The organism is Sulfurimonas sp. (assembly GCF_041563495.1).
GTDB lineage: Bacteria > Campylobacterota > Campylobacteria > Campylobacterales > Sulfurimonadaceae > Sulfurimonas.
This window is the reverse complement of record NZ_JBFFMZ010000011.1, coordinates 36205-58233: the sequence shown is the minus strand read 5'-3', so window position 1 is coordinate 58233 and position 22029 is coordinate 36205. Positions and strand designations below refer to the sequence as shown.

Sequence of the window (22029 nt, the reverse complement as noted above, 5' to 3'; positions counted from 1 at the left end):
GCTTACAGATCTCTCTCAATAACTCTTTTAAATGTGTTGAAATAGTTATCTTTTAACTCATCCATGCTCATAGCTACATCATTTACTCTGATAGTATCTCCACCGACAGTCCCGATTTTTTCACAAGCCATTGACTCATCAAGCATTGATTCAAAAGCTTCACAATTTTCAGGTTTAACTTCTATGATTGCTCTTGACATAGATTCTGCAAAAATATCTCTCTCATCAGATACACTCATCTCAACATCACAACCTAAACCTGATGTAGCAGACATTTTAGCCAGTGCGATTGCAACACCGCCACTGCTTGCATCTTTAGCACACTCTAGTAAGTTTTTCTTGTTACCTTCGATTACTAAATCCCAAAGAGCTAGCTCATTTTTATAATTAATCTCAGGCAGAGTTCCTGCAACAGTATGGCAAATCTCTTTCATATAAAGTGACCCGCCAAATTCTGATTTAGACTCACCTACTAAGTAAAGTGCATTACCCTCACCTTGAAAAGATGACATCAAAACATTATTTTGATCATCGTTTACACCGACCGTAGCAATTGAAGGTGTCGGGAAAACAGATACGCCGTTTGTCTCATTGTAAAGTGAAACGTTACCGCCGATAACCGGAGTCGTAAGTTCGGCACAAGCTTCTTTGATACCCAGACAACCTTGACCAAACTGCCACATAACTTCAGGGTTTTCAGGATTACCGTAGTTAAGACAATCTGTAATAGCTAAAGGTCTTGCTCCACTCATCGCAACATTTCTACCGCTCTCAATTACAGCAGCAGCACCGCCGCCTTTAGGGTCTATGTAACAATAACGAACATTACAATCAGCACTCATAGCAAGAGCTTTTCCGTTTTCTTTTACACGAATAACAGATGCGTCCAACATACCGCCGTTTTTAATAGTATTTGTCTGTACCATTGAGTCATACTGAGTATATATCCAGGCTTTATCCACAACTTCCATAGACTTAGTCAATGTCTCAAATGCTTCTTGATTTGAGACTTTGTCAAAATCGTTTATAGTAACGCTTTGCAGTGCATCTAAGTATGCAGGTTTACTCATAGGACGGTTTAATACAGGGGCTTCTTCGCTGACAGGGTCAACAGGAACCTCAGCGACCTTCTCACCGTGCCAGAAAAGTTCCATATTTCCTGTATCAGTAACTTCACCTACCACTGCAGCATCTAAGTCCCATTTTTCAAAAATATCTATAATTGCCTGTTCTGAGCCTTTTTTAGCACAAAGAAGCATACGCTCTTGAGACTCTGAAAGCATAAAGTCATAAGGAGTCATATTTTCTTCACGAGCAGGAACTTTATCCAGATGCATAATCATCCCTGAACCTGAACGACCTGCCATCTCAAATGAAGAAGAAGTAAGACCGGCAGCTCCCATATCTTGAATACCTATAACATGGTCAGTTTTAAAAAGCTCCAAACAAGCTTCTAGTAAAAGTTTTTCCGTAAACGGGTCACCCACCTGAACTGTAGGACGAAGAGATTTTGACTCTTCTGTAAAACTATCAGACGACATCACAGCTCCGCCAAGTCCGTCTCTACCAGTTTTTGCACCGACATACATTACGGGGTTTCCTGTACCTTCAGCTTTTCCGTAAAAGATCTCATCAGATTTTGCAATACCTAGTGTAAAAGCATTTACAAGGATATTTCCATTGTAACACTCATCAAAACTTGTCTCACCGCCAATAGTAGGAACACCCATACAGTTTCCGTAACCACCGATTCCCTCAGTTACACCACGTACCAAATAACGTTGATGAGCAGAAGTCTTGTCATCATTTAAAACATTACCGAATCTAAGAGCATTCAAGTTTGCAACCGGACGGGCACCCATAGTAAATACGTCACGCATTATTCCGCCAACACCTGTAGCAGCACCTTGATAAGGTTCTATAAAACTTGGATGATTGTGTGACTCCATCTTAAATACAGCTGCATATCCATCACCAATATCAATTACACCGGCATTTTCACCGGGTCCTTGGATAACCCACGGAGCTTTAGTCGGAAAACCATTCAAGTGAATCTTAGATGATTTGTAACTACAATGTTCACTCCACATTGCTGAGAAGATGCCTAGCTCTACCAAATTTGGTTCACGTTTTAAAATCTCTTTGATATGTGCATAATCTTCTGAGGAAAGCTTATGATTTGCTAATTGTTCTTCGATGTTTTCTAGTTGTTGGCTCACGGATGAATCCTAAAAATTAAATTTTTTGGTTTTTAAAGGGGGATTATATCTAATTTGTTCTAATAAGAATTTTAATGAAAGGCAAAGTCTTCTTTTGTGCGTATATTTTTCTTCAGGCTAAAGATGTTTTTATACTCTATTTCAAGGATTTCATACTCTTTTGTACCCTTTGGAAGCTTTATCTTAAAATCATCATCAACTTCTTTTCCTATCAAAGCTTTTGCTATAGGAGAATGTATGGAAATAAGTCCATTTTCCGGTTCACTTTCCAAAACACCGCAAATGGTATACACCTCTTCTTTGTCTGTTTCAATGTTTAATATTTTAACCGTACTTCCAAAACTGACTTTGGTATGTTCATAAGACGACGGGTCTATGATTTGTGATTTTTGAATCATAGAGTTAAGATAAAAAAGTCTTCTATCTATAAAACGCAGTTTTTCTTTAGCAGCATGATAGTCAGCATTTTCACTTCTATCACCCTGCGCTGCCGCTACAAGTTTTTCTTCTGCAGTCTTAGGTTTCTCAACTTCAAGCAAGAACTTAAACTCTTCCACCAAAAGATCGTAACCTTCTATACTCATCGGCTCTTTCAAGCAATAGCCTTAATGATGAAAACCTAGAATATAGTAAGTCTCTTTATTTTCTAATTTATTCAAAGTAACTTTAAATTTATCGCTAAAGTGCTTTATTTTTTCATGCGCTTCTTCAGCAATCTCTACACTTGGAGCTTCTACTTTTATTTTAAAATAATCGTTTGAGTTTGATAAAGCCACATACGAACCGTCAACTTTTAAATGATCATGCAAATCCATTATATGTTTCTGAATCTTCTCATACCCCGATGTATTCTTTTCTATTCTTTCCAGTTGGTTAACAAGAGCACCATTTGGTGCATAACCTAATTGTGTGAGCATTGCTTCTCTTTGCATGTTCGTCCTTTTTCATATTTATGAGAAAATAATAACAGTTTTTTGTAAATATTAAGTTATAATTATGAGAATAACTTAATATCAAACAAAGAGAGTACTATGACTGATGATATACTAAAAAAAATCAAACAACTTCCGCCACTTCCAGAATCTGCTATGCAAATTGAGGCTGTTTATCAAGACCCTGACAGCAGTTTTAACGATATGGTTAAAATTTTAGAAAAAGATCCTCTTTTGACTGCCGATATTTTAAAAGCTGCAAATTCTCCGCTTTATGGTTTTTCCCGTGAAATAAATGCTATCTCTCAGGCTGTTGGTTTATTTGGTATGGGTACGGTTCGTGGTTTTGCGCTTGCTAGTATTGTAAAAAAGAGTTTTGCGCTTGACCTTTCTCCTTACGGAATTGACAACGACATGTTTTCGGCATTGTCCAAAAAACAGCATGGTATCATGACTGCATGGTGCATTAGAAAAGAAAACAAACTATTAGGTGTTTTATCTCCTGCTGCATTTCTTGTTGAAATCGGCAAAGTTCTAATTGCCCAACAAATCATTGCAGAAAACGCTCAGCAAGCTTTTAGAGATGCTCTTGTAGAACTTCAAGATGTTGAAGCTGCCGAGAGAAAAGTTGTAGGCGCAGATACACCGGAAGTCAGTGCTACAATCTTCAAACATTGGAGATTTGAAGAAGGGTTAGTTGATACTATTGCTAACTGTCTAAACCCTGAAAAAGCAGATGAAGAAGATCAAAGAGCAGCAAAAATCTTACATGTTGTTCGTACTGTAGTTCCGATTAACGGAGTTATTACAGACGAAAGTGTTCAAGCAGCTAAAGAGTTGGTTATAAAATATGACCTTGATATGGAAAGCTTTGATAAAGCTATAGAAAACGCTAGATAACCCTTCTTTGAAATCTCTACTAATTCGGCTCACTCTCGGTTTGAGTGAGCAAGACATAAGCCCTGATGAACAAGAACACATAAACAATTTTCTGACAAAAAAATATATTACCAAAAAAGGTAATATCTATAAATTCAATTCTAAATATCGTGCGGGTACACTTGGCCTTGTTCAAAAAGACACAGCATATTTAAATGTCATCGGTGAAAATGTCCGAGACTTGTTTATAGGTGAAGGTGATTTAGGAGATGCCAAAGAGGGTGATCTCATTATTGCCCAAAGACTTCTTGGTAAACGTGGAACTCCTAGTGCAAAAATTGCTGAAATAGTAGGTCGAGCACAAACTTACAGCGTAGGATATATTATCTTAAAGGATGGAAGAAAGGCTTTAGTTGATTTAAAGACTGATTACCCTGCCGGAGTTGAACTTACTCAAAAAGAACTGGACTCTTACGAGGAAGACGATGTTTTCAAAATCAACAATCAAGAAAATTTTATAATGGAAAAACTTGGAAATTTAAAAGATCCTTTGGTTGATGAAAAGATTGTTCTTGCACAATTTAACAAACATGACGAATTTGATGAAGAAGTTTTAAAAGTGGCTACCTCATTTGAAGAAGTAGATGCTTCCAAGTATCCAAATAGAGTTGATCTAAGAAAATTATTGTTTTGCACGATAGATCCTATAACTGCAAAAGATTATGATGATGCTATATACTGGGATGATGAAAACACTACTCTCTACGTAGCAATTGCAGATGTTAGTGAATACGTAAAACCTTTTGGTACCATTGATAATGAAGCGATATACAGAAGTTTTTCTATATATCTTCCTCATCGTTCTATTCCTATGCTTCCGCGTCAACTAAGTGAGACTCTATGTTCACTTCAGCCTCATGTAGATAGACTCTCTTATGTCTTTGAGATGAAGCTTGATTTAGACTCTCTTGAGGTGACCAAATCTAAAGTATATGAAGCGATTATTCATTCTCAAAGAAGATTTAATTATGAAGAGATAGATGATTTTTTTGATAGTAAACTAGACGCTAAGAATAATACAGAAAAAAAGATATTTGCCTGGATAAAGAAACTACGACCCATTACCGATGCACTAAAAGAAAAAAGATTAAAAGTAGGTTATGATTTCCGCTCAACTGAATTGGAAATGGAAATTGATGAAAACTCTAATATAGTCTCAACTTCTTTTGCCGAGGAGACTCCTTCACATGCTCTTATCGAAGACTGTATGCTCTTAGCAAACAAAGAGGCTGCAAGTCAGTACAGCAGAGGAATCTTTAGAATCCATGAAGAACCAAATCAGTCCAAACTTCAGATATTGTACCAAGAACTAGCAGGCATCGGCATGTCAATCGATATAAAAAACTCTATAAAAGAGACTATTTCAGATATACAGAGACAAGCAAAAGATATGGGTTTAGAAGCAGAAGTCGATACTCTGATTATCCGCTCACAGATGCAAGCAAGATATGCTCCTCTTAACTCAGGACACTTTGGACTGGGCTTTGAAGCATATACTCACTTTACTTCCCCTATTAGACGTTACTCAGATCTTATCGTCCATAGACTTCTAAAAGCTATAAATAACAATGACACCGAAGAAGGCTCTTACGTTCTTAGAAATATAGAAGCCCTTAGTATGACAATTAGTGAAAAAGAGAGAGAAGCCAGCAGCATTGAAGTTGAGTTTCAACATAGAAAATTTGCCCGCTGGGCTAATGAAAATCTAAACAAAGAGTTTAAAGCAAGAATAACAGCGACAGAACCGGAATACAAAGCCGAAATACATGATGAGATTATGGGAGCAAGAGTACTTATTACTTCAGCAGAGAATGCTCAGCTTTTTCAAGATGTCATAATCTCTATAGATAAAGTTGATATTCCTAAAGCTAAAATATTCGGTCATGTTATTAAGGATATAGATGTATAAAGCTGAGCTAGACAAGCATATACAAAATTCCAGCATCTCAAACAGCTTTGTATTCTTTGGAGAGAGTAGTTTTCTTATCGATAACTACACTAAAAAACTCAGTAACATTGAAGATGCCTCAGCTCTTACATTTTACTATGATGAATATGACTTTAAAAGTGCAAAAGCGCATCTATCACAGGCTTCACTTTTTGGCGGGGTAAACATTTTAGTTGTAAAGAGTGAAAAAAAGGTCCCTAAAAAAGAACTTGATGACCTTATAGATTTGTGTGAAAAAAATCAAGACAATCTTTTTATTTACGCTTACTACGGAAGTGATTATAAGACTTATAACAAAGCATTTAGTAAAAAAAGTACTATGAGTGTAAGGTTTTTCAATCCTAATCAACACGAATCTATAAATATCATATCTGAAGCGGTAAAAGAAAAAAACGTTAACATGGATAAATACTCTATAGCGCATCTCTTAACCATTCATAACGGTGATGTGGCACTTGCATATAACGAGATAGATAAGTTTAAAGTTTATGACAAAGTTATTACTACTAAAGATATAGAGCAACTGGTATCCGGTCTTGCAGAAATCAGTATGGATGACATGATTAAAAAGATACTTTCAAAAAAAGATTTTACTCAAGATTTGAACAACATACTAGAACATGGTGAAGATGAGATAAGAATAATTACGGCGCTCACAGCATATTTAACACAACTTTATATGTTCAACATCTACATAAGAGTAAATGGAGCACCAAACGCTCTTGAGATACTCGGATACCCTGCTCCAAAATTCGTGGTTGATGAAAAAGCTGCTCTATCTCTAAAATATAAACCAAATACTTACTACAAACTGCATGAACTATTACTCGATAGTGAACTGAAGATGAAAAGTTCAGGTGTTGATAAAGGTGCAATTTTATTGTCCACCATCATCAGGATTCAGAAATTATTGTAAAATAAGAAATAATTATTTTTGTATGGGAGTTGCTTAGTGATCAGACTTGTTATAATTACCTTGTTTTTTTCAATAAGTCTATTCGCTCAATCCCAAAAAAACAGTTGTACCACAAACCCTAAAGTTTTAGACGCCGCCTTAAAAAAAGAACCATCTATATATGAGAGACTTTTATCTTTAGACTATATTCAAAAGAGTATTTCGCAAAAAGTTCTTATTTTTTCAAGCAATTTGGACCATACTGTAAAGAACTGGGTAAAAGATGACACAAACACCTCCGTAAAAGAAGTAAAAAAATGTATTGAAGAAGAAAAAGAAGCATATTCTCTTTTCTCAATGGTAAGCCTATACGATGATTTTTTCAAAGATGAGACATATCTAAATACTACAAATAAAAGTTACATAAGGCTAAGATGGGGTATTGAACAAAATCAGAAGGAAGGATTTGATTATTTTAACAACATACGTGTAAATTTAAGACTCCCAAAAACAGAAGATGCTCTTTATCTTTTTATCGGTGATGATGAAGATGATGAGACAAATACAATAAATAACGGCAATGTAGAAAAATCTACAAGTGTCGGTGTGAAGTATGTCCTTGATAATTTAGACGTTCTAAACGTGAGTGTATTTGGCGGTTTTAAAGGTATAACCAACCCTTTCATGAAATTACGTATGCAATACCCGATAGCTTTTAAGTATCTCCTCTTTCGACCTATACAGTATGTAGAGTATTCTTATGAAGATGAGTTTAAAGAAGAGACAAAGCTTTATTTTGACCATCGATTAAAAAATAAAAAAGAGCTAATACGTCTTTCCCTCGGTCGATATACCCAGACATATCTAGATGGCATGAATTATTCAGCACAACTATCTTATTTAAGCACCATAAAACACTCTGTAGGTCTTCAAATATACACAGGGTTTCAAGGGCAGACACAAACTCAAACAAGCACGCCTGCAAATACAAAATACAATATTACACCAGCTCCGGGAATCTACAATTATGATACAGGAATAGTTTGGAAACAACAGTTCTTTAAAAAATATATATTTTACGAGCTACATCCGTTAGTAGAATTTTCTCAGCAATATGATTACAATGCCAACTATATATTTCGTGCTAATTTAGAATTGTTTTTTGGAGATATTTAGGTCTATTAAATAAAAATTAAAAGAAGTGTGTAGTTACAAGGCGCTTATTGAGGAAGCATACATTAGTATGTGACGAGATAAGCAACGCAGTAAATGCGCGCTTATTTTGATGTTTTTTAGTTTTTATCTTGGTTAACGATTTTGTTTGATCCAATCCACGGCATCATTTCACGAAGTTTATTACCAGTCACAGTAATTAGTTTCGTTTTATCGTTGTTACGCTCAGCATTCATACGAGGATAACCTGCTTGACCTTCAAGGATAAAGTCTTTTGCAAATCTACCGTCTTGGATTTCTGTAAGGATATCTCTCATCGCTTGTTTAGACTCTGCATTGATAACACGTTTACCAGAAACATAATCACCATACTCAGCAGTGTTAGAGATAGAGTATCTCATATCAGCGATTCCACCTTCAAACATTAAGTCAACGATTAACTTAAGTTCGTGTAAACACTCGAAGTATGCAAGTTCAGGAGCATAACCAGCTTCAGTTAAAGTCTCAAAACCAGCTTGAACTAAAGAAGCAGCACCACCACAAAGAACAGCTTGCTCACCAAATAAGTCAGTTTCAGTCTCATCTTTGAAAGTAGTCTCAATAATTGCAGTTCTACCACCACCTATTGCAGATGCATATGAAAGTGCTAACTCTTTAGTTTCTCCAGATGGATTTTGTCCAACAGCGATTAAATCCGGAATACCCCCGCCGCGAACAAACTCAGAGCGTACAGTATGGCCCGGAGCTTTTGGTGCAATCATAGTAACATTGATATCAGCTCTTGGAATGATACGACCATAGTGAATGTTAAAACCATGACCAAAGGCAATAGTAGCACCCTCTTTTAAGTTTGGCTCAATTTCGTTTTTATAGATTTCAGCTTGGTTTTCATCCGGTAAAAGAATCATTACAACATCTGAACATGCTGATGCCTCTGCAACTGTTAAAACTTCAAAGTTTTTAGCTTCAGCTTTAGCCCAAGATGAACCATTTTTTCTTAAACCGATACATACTTCAACACCTGAATCTCTTAGGTTTTCAGCGTGAGCGTGTCCCTGAGAACCAAAACCAATCATCGCAACCTTTTTGCTTTTGATTAGGTCTAAGCTAGTATCTTTGTCATAGTAAACGTTTAGTGCCATTATTTTTTCCTTGCATAATATTAAGCTTAAGTGCTTAAAAAATTTTCCGCATTATACTAAAATAAAGCAAAAACTTTTATAATGTGACAAATATTTATAAATATGCGGGGAAACCATGAAAAAATTCAATCTTTTTAATGAGATAATCATAACAGAAAAAGCAACTTTACTACAAGCTATAAACACGTCAAAAATATTTGGAATTGATATAAACGGAAATATCAGATACGAACCATTTGAGAGTAGTGATATTCTTATTTATAAAGGCAAACCAGAAATAGTAGAAGATTTCAAAACAGTACTTGGTAAAAACTATCAACTTGTTGAAGACGGAGAAAGAGTTCTTATTAAAGCTTTCTCAAACTGGCAGGAGCTTATCGCTGTAAATACTCCAAGAGCTTCTTATGATGACACTACGGCAGACGGTGTAGCTGAGTTTTCAAACTCAGAGCTTGAAGATATTGGTTGGCATGCAACTGAGTTTAATATTAGCTACAGAACTTTAGTTGAACTTTTAGAAGAAAAATGCGCAGGAACTTTACTCTGCATCGAACAAGAAGAACCTTATCAGTTTAGCGGTCTTGGTTTTTTAAGCGATAATGAGTCAGCTAAAAAAGTTCTGTTTGAATTCTGTCAGTCTAAAGTAAAAGATATGATTGAGAATGATCCTGACTTTAAAAGAGAAGAGCTGACAGATGACGAAGAAGAAGCTGCAAAATTTTTTAAGATTGTGTAATTTATCTATTTTTAATAGTAAGTAGATACCTCTGTAAAATAATCATAGCTGAGATAGAGTCTATCCGCCCGTCGCGAATATACTTTATCTCACCCTTCATCATATTTTCAGCCTCAAGTGATGATTGTGCCTCATCCTGATAAAAAATATCGCCTTTAAAATCAACAAGATTCATAAAGTGTTCTATTCGTCTTTGCATCTCATCTTCAGAACTTCCACCTAATGGAATACCGATGACTACAGCATCTACTTCCCACTCATCAAGAACTTTTTTTACTTCGGCAGATGCCTGGTTTCTGTTTTTTCTTTGAACTGCAGGTAATGGAGTTACTATATCTTTATGGGCAGAATATGCAAGACCTATTCTCTTTAAACCCAAATCTATTGCAATATATTTCAACAGTTATTTTCCTAAACAAAAAGAGCCGAACATCTTGTCTAGCATCTCATCATTTTCAAATGGTCTAGTTATAGATGCCATCTCTTTTACAGCTTCATTGAGATGAAAGGAAAATATCTCAAGCTCTTGGTCTTGCAGTGGAAGAAGTGCCTCTTCGATATTATTTAAAGTATTTTGCACTGCCATTATCTGTCTTTGAGATATCAGCATTATCTCATCAGAACTGTTACTTCTGTCCATGATATTTTGCAAGGCATTTATAAGTGAGTTTACACTCTCTTTTGAGTTTAATTCCAAATCAAAATCTATATCTTTTGATAAAAACTTCTCTTCTAAGTCTATTTTGTTTTTTACATATATCACATGCTTATTTTTAGCATGCTCATCTATCAACGAGAGTATTTGCTCATCTTCTGCATCTATAGCTCTTGAGCTGTCAAACAGCGCTACGACTATGTCTGACTCTTGGATAGCTTCTAAAGAACGTTCTATCCCGATTCGCTCTATCTCATCATTTGCTTCTCTTATGCCCGCAGTATCAACTATACGAATAAGATGCGTTCCTATCTTAACCTGCTCTTCAATCGTGTCTCTTGTTGTTCCGGCTATATCACTCACAATTGCACGATTGTAGTTAAGAAGAGAGTTAAGCAAAGAACTTTTTCCAACATTAGGTTTTCCGACAATAGCAACTTTAAAGCCCTGCATCAAACCTTCTCTGGCTTTAGATGCCATAAGAGTTGATTGCAGGGAAGTGTTCAATTCGCTTAGCTTTGCTTCTATCTGTTTAACCAAGTCCTCCGGTAAATCTTCTTCTGCATAATCAATACTTACTTCAGAGTATGCAAGTATATGAATTATCTCATCTCTGATCTGCTCTATATATTCTTTTAGTGAACCCTTCATTTGAAGCGCCAATATCTTAGCTGCATCTTCGCTTTTAGCTTCTATCAACTGGGCAATTGCCTCTGCTTCACTCAAGTCGATACGGCCGTTGAAAAAAGCCCGCTTTGAAAACTCGCCTGCGTTTGCAAGTCTTGCTCCTGCGTCTATAGTAGCTTTAAGTATGCTTTGCGCAACAATAAAACCGCCGTGACATTGAATCTCAACTACATCTTCGGCGGTAAATGAATACGGAGATTTAAAATAAATGACTATAGATTCATCAATAAGTTCATTTTCTTTATCATGAATAGTTGTTAGTGTTGCATATCTGGGAGAAAATTCTTTTTTTTGTGTAAGTTTTTTAGCAATTTCCAGAGCTCTATCTCCGCTTATGCGGATAATAGCGATAGAGCCTATGCCATTTGCTGTGGCAATGGCGCTTATTGTGTCATTATCCATGATTTAATTTGAGTGGTAATCATTTATAATGATATATTTTAGCCCATCACGAGTTGAGCGGATAGCAACATATTTATCAGGGTAAATCTCACGAAGCTCTCTCAGAGCAATCTGTACAAGCACACCGTCGAGTACTTTGGTCTGCGCTCTGCCGTCTCTATCTACGCTCTCTTTAACACCGCTTAAGTATCTTGAAACCGATTCTTCTTGATTTTTCAAGAACTCTGCTATCTCAAGACGAAGCTGCAGCTGGTACTTTGTGTTTATCCAGTTAAAGATCATGTATGAAAGTGCTTTGTATCTATAACCTTCTTTCCCGATAAGAAGTGCTGCATCTTCACCTTTAAATTCTATTAGAAGTGTGTTCTCATCATAAACACTGACTTCTATGTTATCTATGTCAAAACATATAAAGCTGAAGAGTTTATTTATGTCTTCTTGAACAATCTTTGCTATTTCTGCAGTTGATTTTAAATCTTCACTATCTGGATTATCAAACTCATCATCATAATCAGCAAGATAAGAGGTGATATCATCATCTTCTTCATCTTCCTCATCTTGTGTACTGACAAAAGATTGAGGCATGATTGTATCGTTTAAAATTGTATGCTTGTGAGTTTCTTCTTTAATTGTTTCTTTTTTAACTTCTGCTTTATTACTCTTTTTTTCTTCTTTTTTTTGCTTTTGAGACTTTGCTTTTTTAGCTTCTTGTGTCTTTTGTTTTTCGTCTGATAATTTTTCAGATTTATATGCTTCTGTAGTTTTTTCTTCTTTGGCCGAACTCTCAGAATCAGCTTCTTTAATCGCTACAATTATTGCAGATTTTTTAAATAGTCCCAAAAATCCGCTACTTGGGTATTGAACAACTTCTATCTTAAGCTGTGTTACAGAACAATCCAACGTAGAAGCAGCATCTTTATATGCTCCCTCTAACGTTGCAGACTCTATCTTAATCATCTTTTCTTCCAGTAGATTTTTTTGAATTTTTCTTTTCTAGTTTATCTTTTTCCATCTCTTTATGCTCCATCTTATGTGCATGGTCACTAACAGCTATTTCAGCTTCTTTAGCATTTTTAAATTGCTGGTTTACTATAAATTGTTGAGCAATTGAGAAAAGGTTATTTACGAACCAGTAAAGAACTAAACCTGATGGAAAAGTTAAAAAGAAAAATGTAAAAATTACCGGTAAGTATTTAAACACTTTTTCTTGCATCGGGTCAGTAAAGTTGTTTGGTGTAAGTCTCTGTTGGAAATACATCGAAGCACCCATCAAAATAGGAAGAATATAGTAATCATCCATACGAGAAAGGTCTGTAATCCATAACATCCACGGAGCACCTTGAAGCTCAACCGCATTTAAAAGTACACGATAAATGGCAAAGAAAACAGGTATTTGCAGTATCATAGGCAGACATCCGCCAAGCGGGTTTGCATTGTGCTTTTTATACATATCCATGACGGCAGCATTCATACGTTGCGGATCGCCTTTGTATTTTGCTTGAAGCTCTTTAATCTTAGGAGAGATCTCTTTGATTTTTTGCATAGAGACCATACCTTTGTAAGTCAAAGGATAAAGTACTGCTCTAATCATAAGAGTAAGTGCAATAATTGACCAACCCCAGTTTCCAAAGATGCCATGTAACCAAGATAAAAGTTGAAAAAGCGGCTTAGAAGCAAAAGTAAACCAGCCATACTCTATAACATTAGTAAGTACAGGTTTAATATTTTTAAGTACTTTATACTCTTTTGGACCTACATAACCGTTAAACACCATATTTTGCGTACCATCAAAATAGACTACCGGATTATCATCTCTGTCTCTCTCAATTATGATATTGGAATCTTTTTTAAATCCATACATAACAGAAGCATTATATTGATCAAATGCCGAAATCAGCTCAACGCCCGTAAAAGTTTTTCTACCTTCCGCATCTCCATCTTCTATAATAGTCACTAATTCATCATCGGTATAGACCAGAGCACCCGTTGCAGCCATCATCTGCTCTGTTTCATTTACTTTTGGTCTTTGTCCTAAATATACAAAATATCTTTTATCTTGTGAAAGTGAAATCTTTGCGTCATAATGTCCATCAGAATAAAAAGTAAGTTCTTTTGTAACAACTAACGAAGAGAGTTTTTGAGTCAGTGTTACTTTTTGAGGTTGTCCGTCTAAGGCTATCTTATCAACACTTGCAGTATAAGCAACTCTTGTAGCTTCATTATTTAAAACCTCATCTAAAAATCTGACAAACAGTGGTTTCATCCCTGTAGAAGGTATTAGCTGTGCATGTCCATTTTCTTTAGTGTTAAATTTTGCCTGCAATAATTCTTTTGAACTAATACGACCAAGTGTATCAATCTTTAAAATAAAATCTTTGTTTGTTACAGTTAAAATAGTATTTACATCACTTGCACCATATTTTTCTACTTCAGAAATTGCATGTCCCGTAGTCTGTTCTACATTTGAAATATTGGTAGAAGTTTGTGCTTTTGTCTCTTGCTTTAGAGCAACATCTTGTACTTGTTGTGTTTTTTTGGCCGTTGTATTTTCTGGCTCAACCGGTGGAAAAATAGCTGTATATGCTACGAAAAAAATTACTGACAATGCTACTGCTAACATTAGTCTCTGATTTGGTGTCAATTTATCTAACACGATTACCCTTTAAAAGAAAAATTTTTTATTATATGAAAACGGTTTTTTTTATTTGGAACCAACCAATATTTTATAGAATCAACCCCCAGTTTTGCGGGCTTTACAGACAGTTTATCGAGTAATGGATACTCTATGCCACCGTCGAATAATTGATTACAACGAAGTATTCTAATCAAAGTGTGGTAAAAAGCACTTGAAATGGAATTATTTTCAAAGTTTATTCTTGCAAATTCGCTACAAGTGGGGTAGTATCTACAACTTCCAAAGCCTATTAACGTAAAAAACTTCTGATATAACCATAAAAGCTTAAGTAAAAACTTTCTTATCATTGAGAATCTGCCTTAAAACTTTTAGACTTGCTAAGAATTTTTTCAAAGTCATCTTTTAGCTGTTTATGTGTAACTTCATTGATTGATTGTTTTGCGACAAAAATATATGTGCCGTCTTGTAGTGATGCAGAGTATTCACAAAATAGAGCTCTGAGTCTTCTTTTAGCTCTATTTCTTTTTACTGCGTTACCAATCTTCTTAGTAGCAGTAAAACCAACTTTGTGAATTGTTTGCTTTGGGAGAGAGAAAAGCACCACACTTTGAGTGTGAATGTTCTTTCCTTTTTTGTATATGTACTGAAACTCTTTGTGTTGTTTCAGTGTAGAGAAACCGCCTAAACTGTCAATCTTTTACGACCTTTAGCACGACGACGGTTTATTACGTTACGACCATTCTTTGTAGCCATTCTAGCTCTAAAACCATGAGTTCTTTTTCTCGGTGTATTATGAGGCTGGTATGTTCTTTTCACGACATATCCTTATTTAAAATTAAGTCCGCAATGTTACAGAAAAATTACTTAAAGTGCGGTTAAGGTTTATATTGAAATGATTTAAAGGCAATTTAACACTCTTAATATTATAATCACCGGACTTGTATAACATTCAGGGGAGAAAAACCATTCAATTTATATTATCTGTTTTAATCTCCTCTACTTTGTTTACCACTTTATTTGCTAAAGATATGGCAATACTTGCAATTGAGCTGGACTTATATGCAGGAACCAAAGCAAGTATACAATGGGAAAGAATTTTTTCATCACAACGAAGAATGCAAAAATACAATCTTGACAAACTCTCTAAAGAACTTAGAAATGATTTAAAGAGTTACCTAATTAAACATGCAGCTGATTCAGAACAACCAATGGTACCAGGACTATGATAATGAAAAAGACTCTACTACTAATGATTCCCATGATTATATTTGCTTCTTCAGATTCTATTGAAGATAAAATAAACTCTCTTGAAAATGAACTTAAACTTTTAAAAGAACAAGTTAAGATGAACTCTGCTGATATTGAAGAAAGTTCCCCTATCTTGGAGGCAGTAGAGAAAAAAAGCATCTTAGACAAGATCAATTTTTCTCCTGAATTAACTCTTCGCTTCGATAAGATGAACTACACAACAGGTGAGATAGCGGGAGAAAACACAAAAATATACAACAATGCAGATGCATCGCTTAATGGTCTACAAAGAAGAGATGAGTACACAAAAGATTTCGACGCTGCAGCTTCTATTCGTTTTAGATTAAACATGGATTATCAAGTTGACAAGAGTGTAAACTTTCATGGTAGACTGGTTTATATGAATTCAACTCAATCTAATCAAAGACTCTGCATCTTAAGCCGTGATATCAAATCTGCTGAATCTTCAAGTGCATTTGATGTTGATCGTGCATATATAGACTATAGTCCAAACAAAGGTTCAGATTATGCCTTTACTTTCTCATTCGGTCTACTTCCTACAGCGGGCGGAACACCGATGCAGTTTGCACAAAACAGACAAAGAAATTCTATGTTCCCAGCTTTAGTATTTGATATGAACAGCTATGGAATCATAGGAACCCAAAAACTTGCAAAGGACACGTATTTAAGAGCAATCTTTGCAAAAGCTTATACAATGAGACCAAATTTCTATCCTTATCAATGTAACAGAGAAAATATTGACAATGCTAACATAGTCGGCTTATACGGAGATACAAAATTCAACTTTCTTGGAAAATCACTACTATCATTTGGTGTGAATGTCCTTCTTGATTTAAAAGCCCATCCATATCTAGGTCCTGATGTTAGCTCCGAAGATGCACATATTCTCGGAAATATGGTAACATTTGGCATTGGCTTAGATATACAAAATGTGGCACAGAGCGATGCAACCATATTTATTCATACTGCTCTCTCAAATCCTCATGGTAACGGGGAGATAGATGATTATCAGATTGCGGCTCCTTACAGTTCCGGATTAACTGCCGGTGGAAAAACAGGTTTTTCAGAAGCTGACTATGCAAGAGGAGAGATGCTAAGCAGTAATGGCCACTCCGTATACCTAGGTACTAAATATGATATAACAAACACTCTAAATGTAGGTGCAGAGTTTAACTACGGAAGTAAATACTGGTTCTCAGCGACGCAGGGAGCAGAAGATATGTACAACAAATTAGCTGTTCGAGGTCATGCAGAAGAGATTTACGCTATCTGGAAATTTCATAAAAACTTGCAAAGTAAACTCGGTTTTATCAACATGCATGAAAACTATACCGGCAGCGGATGGCATTTTGCCGAACCAGCCAGTAAAGATGCGACACAAAGCGTCAGTTATCTAAGTATAGACGCAAAGTTTTAAAGAGGTATTAATGCATTTTAAAAACAAAATATATATTACATTAATAATAAGCTTTGCTCTTTTATTTTTCTCTTTATATATTAGTTCTAAAAGTATTAACTCAACAAGTGCTATGATTGATCAAATTGAGAATAAACAGTTAAGACTCTCAAAATTGACTTTTAAACTTGACCATGAAGTAGAAAAAAATCAATCTAATATTCTTCAAGCTATAATACTAAAAAACACCAACTCAGTTAATAATATATATACTTCATTTAACAAACTCCAAGAAACGCTTGATGACCTGGAAAATTTTATATTAGATGACAAAATCAAAGTAAAAGGCATCGACAAAGTAATTGATATCATCAAAAGAAGAATGGTAGGATATAAAGCAGTTGAAGAGTCATTAATAGAAGCTATAAGAACCAAAGAGAATGAAGATATACAAGATGCATTGGTAGGATTTAATGCTATTACGCTTAAATTCTCTGATGATATGAGCAAACTCGTAAAACTTGTCGATGACAACTTAAAACAAAACATACAGATACTAAAAAATACAAATAACGATAGTCAAAAAGACACATTGTATACATTTTTACTTGCTACACTTTTAATACTGTTTTCTGTATATAAACTGCTCGAGCTGCATAACATATCTAAAAAAGAGCTTGTTCGTGCGGAAAAAGCAGAAAAAGAACAGCAGAAACTCCAGTCTCAACTTCTAAAATATAATGATGATTTAGAAGAAGAAATAGCTAAAAAATCAAAAGAGCTGCATCAAAAAATCTATACGCATTTTTTAAGCGGGTTGCCAAACAGAAATAAGCTTATCGAAGACTCATACATTTACCATTTCAAACAAATGGCTTTGCTAAATATGGATAAGTTTCAAAAGTTCAATGATGTCTATGGAGAAGAAGTCGGTAATATCGCATTAAAACTCACTGCAGATTTTTTGGCTTCGCAAATCGATGATAACAACACTCTTCTTTACCATATAGGCGGCGATGAATTTGTTATTGCCGTAAAAGACTCGACCAGACTCAACAATACCTACTTTGTGGAAAAAATAGAAGATATTTTAAAGATATACAGAAGAGAGACTTTTATATATGAAGATAAAACATTTAACTTCATGATGAGTGCCGGTTTAGCTTTTAGCGGATCGAGAAAAATGTTAGCTTATGCCGACATGGCATTAAAAGATGCTAAAAAAAGAAATGTCCAATTATCCATATTTAACGACGATAAAGAGCTTGAAAAACTTCACAAAGAAGATATAGAGTGTCATAAAAAATTAATGCATGCATTTGAGCATAAAAAAATTACATCACACTTTCAACCTATAGCTCCTATACAAGACTCTTCACTAAGTATTAAGTATGAATCTCTTGCAAGACTAATAGAAGATGACGGTAATGTTATATCACCGCTTAAATTTATTGAGGTTGCAAAACAAAACCGTGTCTATCATAAACTTACTCAAGCAGTTGTGAACAATACACTAAACACTATTGCAAAGTATGACATTCCTTGTTCTTTTAACGTATCTATGGAAGATATTGAAAATGACAGAACAATTCAGATGCTCTATTCATTATTTGATGAGTTTGAATACAATCACCACCTAACAATCGAGCTTCTTGAAACTGAACATTTTAAAGATTATAAACGTGTATACGACTTTTGTATAAAAGTCCGCTCATATGGTATTAAAATAGCTCTTGATGACTTTGGGTCCGGTTATTCAAACTTTTCACATGCACTAAACCTGCCTATTGATTATATTAAGATAGATTCTTCACTCATATCAAATATTGACAGAGATACAAATTCACAAATTATGGTTGAGACTATCGTCGGATTAGCTCATAAGCTGAATATTCAGACTATAGCAGAGTTTGTTTCATCTAAAGAGATTTTAGATGTGGTTAAAAGATTAAATGTGGATTATGCTCAAGGTTACTATATTGGAAAGCCGGAAGACATAGAGAGACACATTCCATATCTATTTAGTTAAAAAATCTTTCAATGACTCTTTTGTTGATTGCTCAAACGAGATTGAGTTGTCAAATATCTTCTCATCTGCTCCAACGTGACAATCACGACACCCTTGAATAACATCATGTTCTCTTACATTTGCTTTATTGATTTTTGAGATCGGATGACATGAAAAACAGTCATCTCCACACTCCGCCATCTTATTCGGTTCTGCCGAGTGACACTTTATACAGCCAAGCATCGGTTTATGTCTTAAATCTTCATTTATCGTAGGGACAAGCTTCGGGTGACATGTTAAACAGTCACCCGTACAAGCTAAAAGAGAGTATGACAAAAGTAGTATTAGCGTAAAATATTTCATGGCAAAATTATAACCTCTGTTTTATTTACTTCACGCTAACTTCTATCTCACCGTCTTTAATATCAAATAAAACTTTTGAACCTTCAACTACCTTACCTTCTAAAATCAACTCCGCAAGTCTATCCTCAACAATCTCATACAATGCACGTTTAAGCGGTCTTGCTCCGTAAACAGGATCAAACCCTGCTTCTGCTATGTAAGCTTTTGCATCTTTGCTTAAAGTTAGTTCAATATCCCTTTGCTCAACTTTTTTGCTTATTTCTTTGAAGAAGATATCAACTATACCTATTATTTGTTCACGACCAAGAGCATTAAAGATAACTATGTCATCAAGTCTATTTAAAAATTCAGGTTTAAATGCCTGTCTCAATTCACCCATTACCATCTCATTTAGCTCATCAGATGCCTGGTTATTTATAATTTTATCACTTGCGATGTTAGATGTTAAAATTATAATCGTATTGCTAAAATCAACCGTGACACCTTTGTTGTCAGTAAGTCTTCCATCATCAAGAACTTGAAGTAATATATTAAAAACATCCGGATGTGCTTTTTCTACTTCGTCAAAAAGTATTACACTGTAAGGTTTTCTTCTTACGGCTTCTGTGAGCTGTCCACCCTCTTCATAACCGACATACCCGGGAGCAGCACCTACTAAACGCGAAACCGCATGTTTCTCCATATACTCACTCATGTCTATACGAATCATCGCATCTTCACTGTCAAACAAGAACTTTGCCAATGTTTTGGCAGTTTGTGTTTTACCGACTCCTGTTGGTCCTAAAAAGAGAAAGCTTCCTATAGGAGTGTTAGCATCCGAGAGTCCTGCTTTGTTTCTTTTGATGGCACGAGAGACTGCATGAGTTGCTTTTGTCTGTCCGACTACATCACGGTTTAGTTCATCTTCAACATTTAAAATCTTCTCTTTATCTCCTTGGAGCATCTTGTTTACAGGAATCTTTGTCCATCTTGAAATAATAGATGCGATAGCTTCTTCATCAACACTGTTTTTTAGCAGTGTTCCCGCTTCTTGTAACTTAGTCCATTGTTCATTTATCTTTTTTTCTTCTTCTAAAAGAGCAGGTATCTCACCGTACTCTATCTCCGCTGCACGATTAAATTCTGAATTTGATTTAGCAGTATGAGCTTCTTTTCTTTTTTTCTCAATATCATTTTTAATGCCTGATATTCTCTCAAAAACCTCTTTTTCAGTAGCAAATTGTGATTCGAGAGCTCTGACTTCTTCATCAACATCTGCCAGTTCTTTTTCTATTTCACCGAGTCTTTTTTCATTTGCAGGTGTTTTTTCCATCTTTAGAGCTTCTCTCTCAACATGAAGCTCAGAGCTTTTTCTTTTTGCAGAGCCAAGAGCATTCGGTTCTGACTCTATCTGCATCTTAAGTTCTGCCGCAGCTTCATCAATAAGGTCGATTGCTTTATCCGGTAAAAATCTATCTGCGATATATCTGTCAGAGAGTTTTGCCGCAGCCACAAGAGCACTGTCAGTGATAGTTACATTGTGGTGTGTCTCCAAACGCTCTTTAATCCCGCGTAAAATCTGTAATGACTGATTTACCGTCGGCTCATCCAGGTTAATCGGCAAGAACCTTCTTTGAAGTGCCATATCTTTTTCAAAATACTTTCTATACTCTTTTAGAGTTGTAGCACCGATTGTATGAAGCTCACCACGAGCAAGCGCCGGCTTTAAAATATTTGCAGCATCCATACTTCCTTCACTAGCCCCGGCACCGACGATAGTATGAATCTCATCTATAAAAAGGATTATATTCCCGCTTTGTTTTACTTCATCTATTACAGCCTTAAGTCTGTCTTCAAACTCACCTCTATATTTAGCACCAGCTATTAGTGCGCTCATGTCAAGAGCCACAACTCTTTTGTTTTGAAGAGAAGTAGGTACTTTATTATCGCTGATACGCTGTGCCAAACCTTCAACCAAAGCCGTTTTACCGACTCCCGGTTCACCTAAGAGCATTGGATTGTTTTTTGTTTTACGTATAAGTATCTGCATCATACGGGTAATCTCTTCATCTCTCCCGATAACAGGTGAAAGTTTCCCCTCAGCCGCCTCAGCAGTCAAATCTATACCATACTTAGCCAGCGATTCCAAAGTCTCATCAGAACTTTGTGAGTCTATCTTAGCTCCACCGCGTGAAGCTTCTAAGTTTTTAGCCAACTCTGATACGTCAATATATTTTTTAAGTATACCGGCATACGGTTCATTCTTTAGATTTGCAAGAATGTAAGTGTCTACTGCTAAAAACGAATCCCCGTTTTTTGTCATAAGCCCTACACCATTTTCAAGTGTCTGCACAAACTCTCTGGAGAGTTTCACATTTTCTTTTGAAACTGTAGAAGACTTTGGTAGTTTTTCGCTCATACTTTTTACATCTAACTCGATAGCCACCTTATCGATGTTCATTTTGTTAAACATCTGATTTAGCACCGAATTTGAGTTTGTTAAAAGTGCCCATAAAAAGTGTACGCTAACCACCTCTTGATTTTCATTGTGTAATGCTAAAGAGACAGAAGACTCTATCGCCTCTGTCATATTGTGTGTTAATTTTTCAAAAATGTTATTCATAAAATATCCTTAGTTAATATGTAGTTAT

At 35.5% G+C, this 22029-nt stretch carries 21 protein-coding genes; 8 read left to right on the top strand and 13 right to left on the bottom strand.

Annotation, left to right across the window (positions count from 1 at the left end; translation table 11 throughout):
• Positions 1–2: 2 nt before the first annotated feature.
• From purL to ABYK18_RS10555, 3 genes are all read right to left on the bottom strand, one after another.
• The gene (purL, locus tag ABYK18_RS10565) at positions 3–2219 is read right to left on the bottom strand and encodes a phosphoribosylformylglycinamidine synthase subunit PurL (protein ID WP_373036637.1); all 2217 of its coding nucleotides are present in this window, start codon (positions 2217–2219) and stop codon (positions 3–5) included.
• A 71-nt stretch (positions 2220–2290) separates the two neighbouring features.
• Positions 2291–2803: a transcription elongation factor GreA gene (greA, locus tag ABYK18_RS10560; RefSeq protein ID WP_373036666.1), complete on the bottom strand. Its 513-nt coding sequence runs from the start codon at positions 2801–2803 to the stop codon at positions 2291–2293.
• Positions 2804–2824: 21 nt separating this feature from the next.
• Positions 2825–3151 (bottom strand): hypothetical protein, encoded by a 327-nt coding sequence (locus ABYK18_RS10555; protein ID WP_373036636.1) that lies wholly within the window; start codon positions 3149–3151, stop codon positions 2825–2827.
• A gap of 99 nt (positions 3152–3250) precedes the next feature.
• Here ABYK18_RS10555 and ABYK18_RS10550 point away from each other — a divergent pair, with 99 nt between their 5' ends.
• Genes ABYK18_RS10550 through ABYK18_RS10535 form a run of 4 tightly spaced genes read left to right on the top strand, consistent with a single transcriptional unit; the run spans position 3251 to position 8109 of the window.
• A complete protein-coding gene (locus tag ABYK18_RS10550; RefSeq protein WP_373036635.1) occupies positions 3251–4051 on the top strand; it encodes an HDOD domain-containing protein in 801 nt (266 codons plus the stop codon).
• A gap of 7 nt (positions 4052–4058) precedes the next feature.
• Entirely contained in the window at positions 4059–5999 is a 1941-nt protein-coding gene (locus ABYK18_RS10545) for an RNB domain-containing ribonuclease (protein WP_373036634.1), read from the top strand.
• Positions 5992–6954: a DNA polymerase III subunit delta gene (gene holA, locus ABYK18_RS10540; RefSeq protein ID WP_373036633.1), complete on the top strand. Its 963-nt coding sequence runs from the start codon at positions 5992–5994 to the stop codon at positions 6952–6954. The genes ABYK18_RS10545 and holA overlap by 8 nt, the downstream gene beginning before the upstream one ends.
• A 60-nt stretch (positions 6955–7014) precedes the next feature.
• The gene (locus tag ABYK18_RS10535) at positions 7015–8109 is read left to right on the top strand and encodes a hypothetical protein (protein WP_373036632.1); all 1095 of its coding nucleotides are present in this window, start codon (positions 7015–7017) and stop codon (positions 8107–8109) included.
• A gap of 116 nt (positions 8110–8225) precedes the next feature.
• Here ABYK18_RS10535 and ilvC read toward each other — a convergent pair whose 3' ends face one another.
• Positions 8226–9248 carry a ketol-acid reductoisomerase gene (gene ilvC / locus ABYK18_RS10530; RefSeq protein WP_373036631.1) on the bottom strand — a complete coding sequence of 341 codons (1023 nt, stop codon included), beginning with the start codon at positions 9246–9248 and terminating at the stop codon, positions 8226–8228.
• A 115-nt stretch (positions 9249–9363) separates the two neighbouring features.
• Between ilvC and ABYK18_RS10525 the strand changes: the two genes are divergently transcribed.
• Positions 9364–9984 (top strand): hypothetical protein, encoded by a 621-nt coding sequence (locus tag ABYK18_RS10525; protein ID WP_373036630.1) that lies wholly within the window; start codon positions 9364–9366, stop codon positions 9982–9984.
• Position 9985: 1 nt separating this feature from the next.
• Here the strand turns inward: ABYK18_RS10525 and ruvX are convergent, their stop codons facing one another.
• Genes ruvX through rpmH form a run of 7 tightly spaced genes read right to left on the bottom strand, consistent with a single transcriptional unit; the run spans position 9986 to position 15179 of the window.
• Positions 9986–10384: a Holliday junction resolvase RuvX gene (gene ruvX, locus ABYK18_RS10520; RefSeq protein WP_373036629.1), complete on the bottom strand. Its 399-nt coding sequence runs from the start codon at positions 10382–10384 to the stop codon at positions 9986–9988.
• Positions 10385–10387: 3 nt separating this feature from the next.
• Complete coding sequence (gene mnmE / locus ABYK18_RS10515; RefSeq protein WP_373036665.1) at positions 10388–11731, bottom strand: tRNA uridine-5-carboxymethylaminomethyl(34) synthesis GTPase MnmE; 1344 nt, start codon at positions 11729–11731, stop codon at positions 10388–10390.
• Positions 11732–12685 (bottom strand): Jag N-terminal domain-containing protein, encoded by a 954-nt coding sequence (locus ABYK18_RS10510; protein WP_373036628.1) that lies wholly within the window; start codon positions 12683–12685, stop codon positions 11732–11734. It lies immediately after the preceding gene.
• Positions 12678–14381: a membrane protein insertase YidC gene (gene yidC, locus ABYK18_RS10505; RefSeq protein WP_373036627.1), complete on the bottom strand. Its 1704-nt coding sequence runs from the start codon at positions 14379–14381 to the stop codon at positions 12678–12680. Before yidC ends, ABYK18_RS10510 begins: the two co-directional genes overlap by 8 nt.
• Positions 14382–14383: 2 nt before the next feature.
• Positions 14384–14710, bottom strand: a complete 327-nt coding sequence (yidD, locus tag ABYK18_RS10500) for a membrane protein insertion efficiency factor YidD (protein WP_373036626.1) — start codon at positions 14708–14710, stop codon at positions 14384–14386.
• The gene (gene rnpA, locus ABYK18_RS10495; RefSeq protein ID WP_373036664.1) at positions 14707–15030 is read right to left on the bottom strand and encodes a ribonuclease P protein component; all 324 of its coding nucleotides are present in this window, start codon (positions 15028–15030) and stop codon (positions 14707–14709) included. Before rnpA ends, yidD begins: the two co-directional genes overlap by 4 nt.
• Positions 15031–15044: 14 nt before the next feature.
• Positions 15045–15179: a 50S ribosomal protein L34 gene (gene rpmH / locus ABYK18_RS10490; RefSeq protein WP_294960986.1), complete on the bottom strand. Its 135-nt coding sequence runs from the start codon at positions 15177–15179 to the stop codon at positions 15045–15047.
• 212 nt (positions 15180–15391) lie between these two features.
• Here rpmH and ABYK18_RS10485 point away from each other — a divergent pair, with 212 nt between their 5' ends.
• From ABYK18_RS10485 to ABYK18_RS10475, 3 genes are all read left to right on the top strand, one after another.
• Positions 15392–15589 (top strand): hypothetical protein, encoded by a 198-nt coding sequence (locus ABYK18_RS10485; RefSeq protein ID WP_373036625.1) that lies wholly within the window; start codon positions 15392–15394, stop codon positions 15587–15589.
• A 2-nt stretch (positions 15590–15591) separates the two neighbouring features.
• The gene (locus ABYK18_RS10480; RefSeq protein ID WP_373036624.1) at positions 15592–17049 is read left to right on the top strand and encodes a DUF3373 family protein; all 1458 of its coding nucleotides are present in this window, start codon (positions 15592–15594) and stop codon (positions 17047–17049) included.
• 112 nt (positions 17050–17161) lie between these two features.
• Positions 17162–19057, top strand: coding sequence for an EAL domain-containing protein (locus tag ABYK18_RS10475; RefSeq protein ID WP_373036623.1), 1896 nt, complete (start codon positions 17162–17164; stop codon positions 19055–19057).
• Here ABYK18_RS10475 and ABYK18_RS10470 read toward each other — a convergent pair.
• Positions 19046–19399, bottom strand: a complete 354-nt coding sequence (locus tag ABYK18_RS10470; protein ID WP_373036622.1) for a hypothetical protein — start codon at positions 19397–19399, stop codon at positions 19046–19048. The genes ABYK18_RS10475 and ABYK18_RS10470 overlap by 12 nt on opposite strands.
• A 25-nt stretch (positions 19400–19424) precedes the next feature.
• Positions 19425–22001 (bottom strand): ATP-dependent Clp protease ATP-binding subunit, encoded by a 2577-nt coding sequence (locus tag ABYK18_RS10465; protein WP_373036621.1) that lies wholly within the window; start codon positions 21999–22001, stop codon positions 19425–19427.
• Between the last annotated feature and the right edge of the window lie 28 nt (positions 22002–22029).